Source organism: Rhizobium sp. NFACC06-2 (genome assembly GCF_900101425.1).
GTDB lineage: Bacteria > Pseudomonadota > Alphaproteobacteria > Rhizobiales > Rhizobiaceae > Agrobacterium > Agrobacterium leguminum.
In genome coordinates this window covers 1-11,366 of record NZ_FMVA01000032.1, presented here as the reverse complement: position 1 = coordinate 11,366, position 11,366 = coordinate 1, and the positions used below count along the sequence as shown (strand labels likewise).

General features: G+C 53.9%; 9 protein-coding genes. 6 read left to right on the top strand and 3 right to left on the bottom strand.

Going from position 1 to position 11,366, the window contains the following annotated elements; translation table 11 throughout:
- Nucleotides 1–121: 121 nt before the first annotated feature.
- From F3H58_RS26790 to F3H58_RS26770, 6 genes are all read left to right on the top strand, one after another.
- Nucleotides 122–847, top strand: a complete 726-nt coding sequence (locus F3H58_RS26790) for a response regulator (RefSeq protein WP_149744274.1) — start codon at nt 122–124, stop codon at nt 845–847.
- Complete coding sequence (locus F3H58_RS26785; protein ID WP_149744412.1) at nt 844–1,815, top strand: cytochrome-c peroxidase; 972 nt, start codon at nt 844–846, stop codon at nt 1,813–1,815. The genes F3H58_RS26790 and F3H58_RS26785 overlap by 4 nt, the downstream gene beginning before the upstream one ends.
- Complete coding sequence (locus F3H58_RS26780) at nt 1,815–4,307, top strand: DAHL domain-containing protein (protein ID WP_149744411.1); 2,493 nt, start codon at nt 1,815–1,817, stop codon at nt 4,305–4,307. The genes F3H58_RS26785 and F3H58_RS26780 overlap by 1 nt, the downstream gene beginning before the upstream one ends.
- Before the next feature lie 227 nt (nt 4,308–4,534).
- Entirely contained in the window at nt 4,535–4,702 is a 168-nt protein-coding gene (locus tag F3H58_RS27380; RefSeq protein WP_188129097.1) for a hypothetical protein, read from the top strand.
- A 28-nt stretch (nt 4,703–4,730) separates the two neighbouring features.
- The gene (locus tag F3H58_RS26775; protein WP_149744410.1) at nt 4,731–6,350 is read left to right on the top strand and encodes a hypothetical protein; all 1,620 of its coding nucleotides are present in this window, start codon (nt 4,731–4,733) and stop codon (nt 6,348–6,350) included.
- 89 nt (nt 6,351–6,439) lie between these two features.
- Nucleotides 6,440–7,894, top strand: coding sequence for a hypothetical protein (locus tag F3H58_RS26770; protein WP_149744409.1), 1,455 nt, complete (start codon nt 6,440–6,442; stop codon nt 7,892–7,894).
- A gap of 1,275 nt (nt 7,895–9,169) precedes the next feature.
- Here the strand turns inward: F3H58_RS26770 and F3H58_RS26765 are convergent.
- The 3 genes from F3H58_RS26765 to F3H58_RS26755 form a co-directional block, all read right to left on the bottom strand.
- Nucleotides 9,170–9,379, bottom strand: a complete 210-nt coding sequence (locus tag F3H58_RS26765) for a hypothetical protein (protein WP_149744408.1) — start codon at nt 9,377–9,379, stop codon at nt 9,170–9,172.
- Between the two features lie 429 nt (nt 9,380–9,808).
- Nucleotides 9,809–10,105 carry a DUF982 domain-containing protein gene (locus F3H58_RS26760; RefSeq protein ID WP_188129096.1) on the bottom strand — a complete coding sequence of 99 codons (297 nt, stop codon included), beginning with the start codon at nt 10,103–10,105 and terminating at the stop codon, nt 9,809–9,811.
- 414 nt (nt 10,106–10,519) lie between these two features.
- The gene (locus tag F3H58_RS26755) at nt 10,520–11,245 is read right to left on the bottom strand and encodes a response regulator (RefSeq protein WP_149744274.1); all 726 of its coding nucleotides are present in this window, start codon (nt 11,243–11,245) and stop codon (nt 10,520–10,522) included.
- Nucleotides 11,246–11,366: the final 121 nt, after the last annotated feature.

The following is an 11,366-nucleotide window of genomic DNA, read 5'->3' as shown; positions in this document are numbered from 1 at the left end:
TCCTCATACGTTTATGTTATCGCGGCATGCGCCAGATGCGCGTTGTCGGACCATGTCTTGGTCCTTAATTTTCGTGACTGTCTTCCTTTGAAACGAATATGTATTGGGGAAAGGAATAGTCATGAAGAACATCCTTGTCGTTGACGATGATAGCTCAATGCGAAATTTGCTGGTCGACTATCTCTCGCAGAATGCGTTCGGAGCCAAGGCGGTCGAAAACAGCCAGCAGCTAACGTGGCAGATGGCGGCGCAGGAAGCTGATCTGGTCATTGTCGATCTGAATCTTCGCCAGGAGGACGGTCTGCAGATCGTACGTAACCTCAGCACCAAGTCCGACATTCCCATCATCATCATCAGTGGCGATCGTCTCGACGAAGCAGACAAGGTGATCGGTTTCGAACTGGGGGCCAGCGACTACATCGCCAAGCCTTTCAGCCTCATGGAGTTTCTTGCTCGCGTCAAGGTCGCGATGCGCGAGAAGCCTGAGCGGAAGGGATCCGCACCCAACAAGATCTTCACGTTCGATAACTGGCGCGTAAACACGCGGCATCGTCGCCTTACCGATCCGTCCGGCGAAACCATCAAGCTGACGGCCAGTGAATTCAATCTGCTGATGGCATTCCTCAACGCGCCGCGGCAGATCCTCTCGCGCGAGCAACTCCTTTTGGCGACGCGCATGTATGACCAGGAGATCTATGACCGCAGCGTCGATGTGCTGATCCTGCGCCTGCGGCGCAAGCTGGAACAAAGCCTCTCAACCCCGAAATATATCCGAACGGAACGTGGCGCCGGGTATATTTTTGAAGCCGACGTCGTCGTCGAGAACCCGCGGGTGCGCCTCCAATGAAAGGGTACCGTCGCGTCCTTGCCGCGGCGGTGGGACTGTGTGTTTCTCTGTCTGATCCTTCGCTTGGTTTTGATCGCAACGAACCAATCGCGCCCTTGCCAGAGATCGATCGTCTCGACGCTGGCAAGGTGGCACTTGGACGGAGCTTGTTCTTCGACCCCATCCTCTCATCTGACGCCTCCCTGTCTTGCGCCAGCTGTCATGACCCAGCTGTCGGTGGCACGGTGCGGACCCGTCGTCCCACCGGAAAGGTGGACGGTAGGCCGCTCTTCAATGTGCCGACAATCTTCAACGTGGCCAACAACCAAATGTTTGGATGGCGCGGCTCTATTAGATCACTCGTCGAGCAGAACGAAAAGGTCCTTCTTGATCCAAACCTTATGGGTGCGCAATGGGGCGATTTGTTATTAAAGTTGAACGGCTTAGAAAGCTATGCAGGCGCTTTTCGGGAAGCGTATGGTTCGCCACCGACAAGAGAAGCCCTGCTGGACGCGATTGGCGCGTACGAGATTTCGCTGCGCACTCCGGGTTCGCCATTCGACCGGTACATACGCGGTGACTTGGCCGCCTTGAAGCCGCTGGCGATCGAGGGCTACGTCCTCTTCAAGGACTATGGCTGTGCATCATGCCACCAAGGCTCGAACGTTGGAGGCAACATGTCTCAAAAGTTGGGGATATTTAACGACAACAACTCTGATTTCTTGGAACCTCCGTTCGAAGGGACGACCGACCAAGATGACAGAAGAAGCACCTTTCGCGTTCCAAGTCTGCGCAACGTTGCGAAGACGTCCCCTTATTTCCACGACGGTCGGACGCTGGATTTGGCAGAGGCAATCTCTCAGATGGGTCGCTTGCAGCTGGGGCGTAAATTATCGCAAAACGATATCGCTGCGCTGAGGGCTTTTCTCGAAAGCCTGACCGGCAACGTCTCCGATTTGCCTCAACCACAATTGCATCATAGCGACTGATGAGGATCGCCATTCTCCTTATCGCCGGCCTGCTCTCTATGGTGCTCGCGCTTGGGAGGGGGCCGAACGAGGAAAGCCATCGGGCAATTCTTAACGCACTCAGGAATATCGATATCGCCTACGCCGCGATGCAGCGCGATATGCTGCAGGCGCGCTTAGGGCTCTTGAAGAACTATGATTCATTGGGCGTTGCTCTCAACAAGATGCGGGGCGAACTAGAGCTTATCAACACGCTCTCGACATCCTTCTCCCTACGCAATTTGGCGGAGCTGCGCTGGAAGCTCGACAAGGTTTCCGCTGCGATCGACGCAAACGCGATCTCGATGGAGACGTTCAAATCCCGCAACGCGCTGATCCAGAATTCGCTGCGGATTTTTATTCAAGTACTAAAGGAGATGCGTCTGCGTGAAGACGTTTCAGGCCGCACGCCATCAGCGGGTATGCAGCAGCTCGGTCAGGAGATGTGGCAGTACCAAATTTCACAGGACATAGGTCTGGCGCTCGCAATCCGCGAGAGGTTGAGGGCGTTACGCGCGGTACCCACTCCCGGCGCCGAGGACCTGAAAAAATCGCTGCTCGACCACGGTTTTCTCGTTCTCAGGCTGCTGCCCACCATTGATGAGATCGTTGCACGAATACAAACGAGCAATGGCCTCGCCGGGAGTCACGCGCTGCGCGGGGCATATCTCGCGCAGTTCGGCATGATCAGTTCGTGGGTTTCGGACATCCGGCTTGTGCTGGCGTTTATATCGCTCGCTTCCTGCGCTTATGCCATCTATCTCGCGGTTCACCTCAAGATCAGCGCAGACAATCTTCGCTGGCGTCTCCATGTAGAGCAAACGGTGAACGAGGCCATGACTTGCCTCTCTCTCGAGCCGGATCGCTTTGCGACGGTAATGGACGACGCCTTGACGCGCATGGCGGATGTTCTGGGGTTCGGGGCAATGTGCCTTGCCAGCCTCGATTCCATCACCTGGTCCCTCGAGAGCCTATACAGCGCCAAATCCGTCTCGGAGGTCCGACGCCCGCTTCTTGATGACTTCATCGCCGAGATCCGGGCGCATCCATCCAGGCCAGCTGATTTAGTGATGTGGCGGCACAGTACGCCGACGGCGCGTCTTGCGCGGTTACGGCCTTCTCGCCGTCGGCCGCTTGCCGTCGCCTCCATGGCTACGTTGCACGCGGGACGTGCGATCTTACTTGTTGCAGAATGCCAGCCTTCAAATCGGAGCGCTAGGGCTGACGGACAGTTTCTGCGAATAACGACGGACCTTTTGGCGCTTGCCATAGAGAAGCACGAGAGGCTGGCAGAACTCGATGAGCTCGATCGTCGGCTTGAGGAAAATCAGCGTCTAGAAGCCGTGGGGACGCTTGCGGGTGGTGTCGCTCATGAATTTAATAATATTTTGATGGCGATTATGGGGTATGCAGAGATGGCAGCCACCAATCTGAGGCCAGGCATTCAGACGCGGCTATATGTTGAGCATATCATAACATCGGGACGCCGGGCCAAGCTGGTGATCGATCAAATGCTGACTTTCAGCCGCCTTCGCCGCAATCCGCCGCAACCGTTTGACGCTGTCCACGCCGCGCGCGAGATGCTGCCGGTCGTCGAAATGTGTATCGGCCCCGCCGTGAAACTGGAAGCCACTTTGCCGACGGCGGTTATGCCCGTCTTGGGCAGCGAGATCGAATTGCAGCAGGTGATAGTCAATCTCTGTAAGAACGCAAGCGAGGCAATTGCCGGCAAAGGCCGCATCAAGCTGACAATCGATGAGGTAGGGGTCGCCGAAACCTACTCCGTGTCCCACGGACACCTTCAGCCCGGCAACTATGTACGGGTCACTGTGACGGATTCGGGGCCAGGCATCGCTCCAGCGCAGTTGAGGCGAATCTTCGAACCGTTCTTCACGACGAAGAGCGCCCAGGGTGGGACGGGACTCGGTCTCTCCGTTGTCCTAGGAACAATCCAGTCGCTGCACGGCGCCATGCATGTCGTTAGCAGGGTCGGCACGGGGACACGTTTTGAATTGTATTTCCCAAGTGTCCCTAGTGCCCTCCAGCCGATAAAAGTGCCGGAAAAGCCTGCGGACATCCCACGAGGCAATGGCGAATTGGTCGCGATCATGGACGCCGATGCCGACTCGCTGTCAATGTGGGAAGAAAAGGTCGCTGCTCTCGGATACGAGCCTCTGGGCGTCACGTCGGCTGCCGAAATGCTGGATCTTGTAGCAACCGGATATATTCCGCACCTTCTCGTCGTGTTGGTCGGCGACCAGGCTCAGACGGTCGAAAATATGGCCCAACTGTTCCGCAATTTGCCGGTTTTGTATCTTTGTGAAGGCAAGGCAAGTATCAAGGCCGATCGCGCAAAATCCCAAACCCTAAGCGTTATCAAACTGCCGATCGATTCACGGCGGCTGGCAAGCGCTATCGCTGACGCGGTTAAACGATGCCATGCTGCCTCCCGCGTACGCGACCTACGAACATAAGCAGCGGCGCGTATTAAGACCCCAGTTGAAAGATAGTGAACCACTCGGTAGTGGACGATGGGCGTGCAAGACGAAGTTATGGAAGGCTTTGAACGCACTGCTTAGGTCGGAGTTTCATTTGTAATGATGGCGCATACGATGCTTGATATCGATAGATATATTCCAATATAATATGAATTCGCACCATAATCCACAATGAATTATAAAACGATATAGGTACATTTTCTATGAAAGAGAATCTCTCCGTAAGAAAATATCTTGTTAATAAAAATAAGAAAGATGATATTAAAAATTTCAAGAAAGATTATATTGAAGAATACTACGATTATGATGATGTTGCTCAAGAAGAAATTGCTTTCATTAAGTCGCAATACAAAGACGAATCAAATAAATAATTATTTATAATTGAAAGGAGCATCTCCAGTGGATGCATCAGAAGACATTAGCAATCAACTTCGAGAGATGGCTCTAGGTGATAGCGGGCTGGACGACCATAAGTTTGAGATCAACGAGATGTACATGAAGGTCTACATCTCCCAACCCAAGGCCAATGGAGAGGATTATTATGGCCGGCGTCCGCGAGACTTCGGCCCCGTGTCGAGGAAGCAGGCGGAGACCCTGCTAATCGAGCTCTTGGATAGTCATGGCAACCTGATACCTGCGACCCTGCTTGACCAGCATATGTGGAACAAAGCCGGTACGGAGAAGCTTAAATGGGCGGACGCAAAAAGGCTGGCACAGAAGATCCTCAGCGATCAGAATATTCCAGTCTATTTGAACCCCGAAAGAGTATCACAGGGGAAGTTTGTTGACGACAAGGGAGTGACGCGCGATCGCTATACGTTGCAAGGGGAAGAACAGTTTCAGGAGATGGGTCATGGCGTAAAGCGCCTACAACAAGTTCAACACATGAACAGGATTACGACCGGTGATACCAAGACTGATTATCAAGTGATCTTTGAGAATATCACCCGATATTCCTGGCGGAAAGAAGGTGATGGATTAACCGTAGAATCAATTCTGCAGGCTAACGCGTCTAAGGACGAAAACGGGCGCATCGTCGGCGTCCCGATTGTTGCAATTACATCAACCTCGAACGCTAGTCACTCCAGCGGGTTTATTGATCTGCATAAAGACGAATGGGGTACCGCAGATAAAAGATTGAAGGGGCGAACGTTCGAATCCGTAAGTGAAAAACTCGGGCTCGTTTACGTCACGTTCGAGAACCAGCGCCAGGTCGAAGCCTCGGCGGTACTTAGGCTTCTACCTGAAAGTCGACAAGCGCGCAAATTGCTATCGGGTCCAGGGGACAAGAGTTTGAATGACATACCGATAAATGTCCGTAGTCCTTATGGCAACAACTTGGAACCTATCGAAAGGCTTTATGCGAAGTTTCCGGAGTATGTAAAGGCTATTGCACGCGATCACGGCATGTACGCCGGTTCCTGGGCCAAGCGCGAACCGGATGAGAAGGGCCAGATGCAACTGGCGAAGGAAGAGCGCAAGGCACTTTTGGAACGCTATAAAACCTCGGCGCCGGCGAGTGTCGCGTTCAAAGGGGCGTTCGTGTCCATATTGGATCAGGCTCTGCTCGAGGAGACAAGAAACCTGACGCCGGAAGCCCGGCAGAACGCGTATCCACCGTCGTCGATCCTACTGACCCTTGTTAGCGACAATGGCAATATCAGTGGCTCACAGCGCGTTATGTCCTCTTTTGGCGACCACGAACATATGCCCGAACACGGTTTCGACAGTGTCCGGAGTTTTTATGCCGGGGAGCATATTAGAACTACGCCCGCCCTTACGCTAAGGAGCCACGCGCCCGACGCGCCGGACCACATCAGGAATGCTCTCATAGGAGGTCCGTCTTCCGACGATGAGTATGAAATGGACGACGCCCACGTAGGGCCCGGGCAGGCTGATATGATGGGGTCATTTCAAATATCACAGCAAACACCTACACCGGCGCAAACGCCCGACCCTAGAGTCTACGATAGCACTCGCGAAAACCGTGACCGCGATAGCGGCCACGGCATACTCTAAAAGCGATTTGCTAAATGGGAGCGAAGCCCGATGCGGCTCCCGGTCGCGCCGGCCAAGCCGCACCTTAAGAAAACCAAAAAGGTTCCATCATGCCACTGAGAAAAATAGGTGTGCGCGGCAAGCCCATCAAGCCGCTTTATAAGAGAAAGACGGTAAAACGTTATGAAAAGAAACTCGCCAAAGCCGCAATTCGAACAGCGCAGCAAGAACGGGAGGTGTTGGATCATTATCGACCCTCCGATGAAAAGCAGAAAAGCTACACCGCGGAGTTAAATGAGTTCCTCAGCCTTCCCGAGGAGGAGAGAAGAGAGCTCAAACTTAAAAGCTTTTACGGAAATCGGCTGCATTATATTTCGAGCGATGACCCGAAGATGGTGATTCGCGCCAAGAGACGGCTCAACGGACGAACCTATAAGGGTATCAAGTTTACGACACCGACCGAGCCCGGGAAAAAGGCGGAAGCCTATGTACCACTACTCATCCAAGAGCAAGGCAAAAAAACTACTACCCGAGCGTACAGCGAAGACCAGCAACTGGTCAGCCGCACGACGGTCCGGGGCGAGGACCATTTCGAAGAATGGGGACCGGACACGCGGGGCCGTCTGGTCGAACTCGAATTCCATTCCAAAAAAGAAACGCGCACGCTTTCCGACCTAGACGAGCATGGCAACAGGCGACTGGTTGTGCGACGTGGGAAGAGGATGAAAGAATTCGAGCGCAATGAATCAACTGGCTTGTTGACGCAACTTGCAAGCACAGGACATCGTTTCCGAAGTGACATCCTAACGATCATATCGGATGATCGAAAGTCTGCGACGACGATCGTCAAGCCAAAGTTTGGCCGTCGTCAACGAAAATACAAGTCCGAGTTCAATAGCAGTGGCTTCGAAGTTGCTCGACGTAAGCTTTATGACGTGCACAGCGACGTTTCGCAACGGAGCTCGAGCCTCTTCAACAAGTCCGATTGGTCCGGAGAGGTTAAGCTTCTCGGTGACAGTTATATGCGCGTAGGGAGCCCGGTGCCTCGCACGCCAAGTGCGGGAGTACAAACGCCGGCCAACGAACCGAAACACGCGCTAGATGAAAAACCATTGCCCGATACTCCTTCGTCGGACAAAAGCGTGCAGGATTTAAAGGTTGGCGCAAACAGTTTACCAACGACGCCCAAAGGTACGCCGCAAACTCCGCCGCAAAGTAAAAGCCCTAGCGACCGGAAGAAGGAGCTAGATGACGACGCCTTGCTCGCTCTAATCGGATACTCTTCTACAAATAGTACGTCCGCTGGAGTCACCGGCGCTCCAACGTCAACCACGGGAGGAATGATACAGAGCCCACAATCACGACCTTCGTCATCACCGCCTCAACAGGGAAACCAAAGGACGATGAGCAACTTGCGGGCGACGTTGGGTATGACACCGCCACCCGCAACGACACCGCTCGGGACAGCAGGACTTCCATCGCTGCAGATTCGGAGTGATGACCCTGATGCAATGTTTCCAGGGCGGACGGAGGCAGATCGCCAACGTGCCGGCCGGGAGGGATAAGGCCAGTGGCCTCCCGCATCAAGCCAGAAGCATGATCGCTCCAGCGATAGGCCGATGGATCCGCGCATCTGATGCAGTGTGCCGCTAAACGTTCATGTCGCCGGGAGGCGTCCATAGATTTTTCGTAGATGCCACGTCCCGGAACGACACCAAACACCCGGAATGCATGATTGCGTGTGTCGAACAGCATCACGCCCATCGTGAGATAGGCCCGGACTATGAAGGCGCGGTTGTACAGCTTCGTGTGTGCCACCCGCAGTTTGATGCGTTCATAGCCGATGATCGCCCAGCCTTCAGAGCAGTCAAATCGGAAAGCCTCACCCAGATCAAATGCCAGCGGCCGAACGCGGTGTCCTGTTGTCTCCAGTTCTCTCTGTCGGTCCGATTTCCATTCCCAAGTAGAGGCCGCAACGTGGCAGTAGAAGCCGTCACAGCCGCTACTCACCCTTGATGGGAGCTCCAGCCAGGCTGATAGCCGCTCCTCCGGGCCACTGAACTACCGTTCAACAGAGACGGCACGCCGATATTGGCGTTTGGTCGTCCGTCACAGGGCCATCCTGCGGCAAATCTCCCGGATCGATAGATGCTCTAGAAAATGCCAGTGCAAGACCACGCTTATTAACGCCATGACGATCATTCCAGAGCCCCCGCTGAAACCACAGGGGGGTAATTGAAACATGTGTGAATCTGAGGATATTTACCCCATTCCCGAATGATGTAGGGATTCCCTTTTATGCAAGCAGTTCTTCAAACGGTTAGAGTCATATATCGTGCCTGTTGTGCGGCTCGAATAAAACCGCTGCCCGATATAGAGCTTCGCGGTCTCTACGAGCTCTTGGTTCACGAACCCGGACGCATTCCTACACCCGCCGATCTTTGGCTTACCGTTGCGCTGCTTAAATCCCCGTTTTCGTCTCCGGGCGCTTCACGAACGTCGGGCAACTATTGTCCGTGACCTCTTTTCCCTCTGACAAGGGAGACTCCGCGGGTCTCGGGAAAGTCCAAACTCGCCGAGCTCTCCAATATCTCGGGTCGGAACGTCCTTGAGCGCTTTCTGAGGGACGGGCGGTTGAGCGGAGATCAGACGCCAACTCATCTTCGGAATAAACAACTCCTTCGTCGACAGCGACAGGTTGGCTATGATCGCGAGGCTGCTGCCAACGGCAAAAGAATACCTTCGCTTCCCAAGGCTCGATTACCCCAGACGCTTGAGCGTCTCGCAAACGCCGGCCGGAGGGGCATCCATCCCATCAGTCGAGATCGTCAGGAGAACAACTATTTTCCTTCGTCCAGAGCTTGCTGTTCGAACTCATCGAGTTGGCGGCACATGGCGTCAATGAGCGTGAGTTCTTCGTCGCTTCTCAAGGTGTTGTTACTATGAGCGTTGAGAAGCTCAGTGCGCACGTTGCCGAAGAGGTCTGCAGCGTCGTACTCGTCCCCTTGCCTCCAGCGGAGGAACACATGTTGCGCGAGGGTGCGAAACACTATGGTACTTCCTAGAAGCTCCAAAGGTTGCATGTATCTCGTCAAAATTCCCTCTTGATAAAAGTTTAACACGGTTTGTGTGGCCTCACGAGTCGCGGTGGTCCGCGGCATGACGCTAAGAGAAATAGAAGATCCAGTCGGTTTATCGGTGAGAGCATCCTAAGGTTTAAGTCACCTATTTGATGAAACTCATGGTCTCGGCACCAACGACCAGCTCCGCATCGGTCCAACTATTGTTGTTCCCTTGTTGAGAGCACGTTCGGGCCCATCTGGCTTATTCGGTCGCTGCACACCGCTGCCATTTTCCGCTTTCATAGTGACGCTAGAATGCCGACCGTTGCTCGATAAGATGGCGCAGGATAACTAAGAAAAAATAGTAAAAATAGGAGGTTGCATAAGCCCGAGGCATCGCCAAGACAGGCATCAATCTCATTCAGACGTCGCACCGTTACTCACAGCGTCTATGATCGGAGAGGAAACATCGTTAATATTCGCCTGCATGCCGTTTCGGCGTATCAACAGCTCAAGATTGGATCTGAGGGCAAGCACGGGAAAATTCCCTGTGGCCGAGGCTCTGGCGGCGCGAAGTACCGTTTCGTAGGCCACGTCGCGCATGTCCTCTGGCCAGCGCTCGAAAAGATCAAATACGTCGTCCAGGCATCCAATCTCCTGGATGTAATGTCTGTTCCTGACAAACAGCGGGCGGTCGAAGCTGATGGAAAGCACAGAAAAATCCTTCAATATGTAGTCTTGGCTTCTGACAAAGTTATGTCGATATCGTGGCGTGAGATTTCGCTCAATGGGGCGGCAATATTCTGAAACCACTCTGGGAGAGGTTTGTCGAGCAAAGTTCAGTTTCAAACGAAATCAAGAGCCTTGCGATATTAATAGGATCCGTGGCTCCTCGAATTACTTCCGCAAGTCGATGCGCTGATCATAAAAGTTGGGCCTCGTCGCTTATTTTAGCCATCGCATATTGTGACCCTGCCACCTTTCGCCGCTACTGCGCCCCCTTGCCGGCGTCGAGACGATCGATCTGTGGCAAGGGCGCGACTGGTTCGTTGCGATCAAAACCAAGCGAAGGATCAGACAGGGAAACACACAGTCCCACCGCCGCGGCAAGGACGCGACGGTACCCTTTCATTGGAGGCGCACCCGCGGGTTCTCGACGACGACGTCGGCTTCAAAAATATACCCGGCGCCACGTTCCGTTCGGATATATTTCGGGGTTGAGAGGCTTTGTTCCAGCTTGCGCCGCAGGCGCAGGATCAGCACATCGACGCTGCGGTCATAGATCTCCTGGTCATACATGCGCGTCGCCAAAAGGAGTTGCTCGCGCGAGAGGATCTGCCGCGGCGCGTTGAGGAATGCCATCAGCAGATTGAATTCACTGGCCGTCAGCTTGATGGTTTCGCCGGACGGATCGGTAAGGCGACGATGCCGCGTGTTTACGCGCCAGTTATCGAACGTGAAGATCTTGTTGGGTGCGGATCCCTTCCGCTCAGGCTTCTCGCGCATCGCGACCTTGACGCGAGCAAGAAACTCCATGAGGCTGAAAGGCTTGGCGATGTAGTCGCTGGCCCCCAGTTCGAAACCGATCACCTTGTCTGCTTCGTCGAGACGATCGCCACTGATGATGATGATGGGAATGTCGGACTTGGTGCTGAGGTTACGTACGATCTGCAGACCGTCCTCCTGGCGAAGATTCAGATCGACAATGACCAGATCAGCTTCCTGCGCCGCCATCTGCCACGTTAGCTGCTGGCTGTTTTCGACCGCCTTGGCTCCGAACGCATTCTGCGAGAGATAGTCGACCAGCAAATTTCGCATTGAGCTATCATCGTCAACGACAAGGATGTTCTTCATGACTATTCCTTTCCCCAATACATATTCGTTTCAAAGGAAGACAGTCACGAAAATTAAGGACCAAGACATGGTCCGACAACGCGCATCTGGCGCATGCCGCGATAACATAAACGTATGAGGA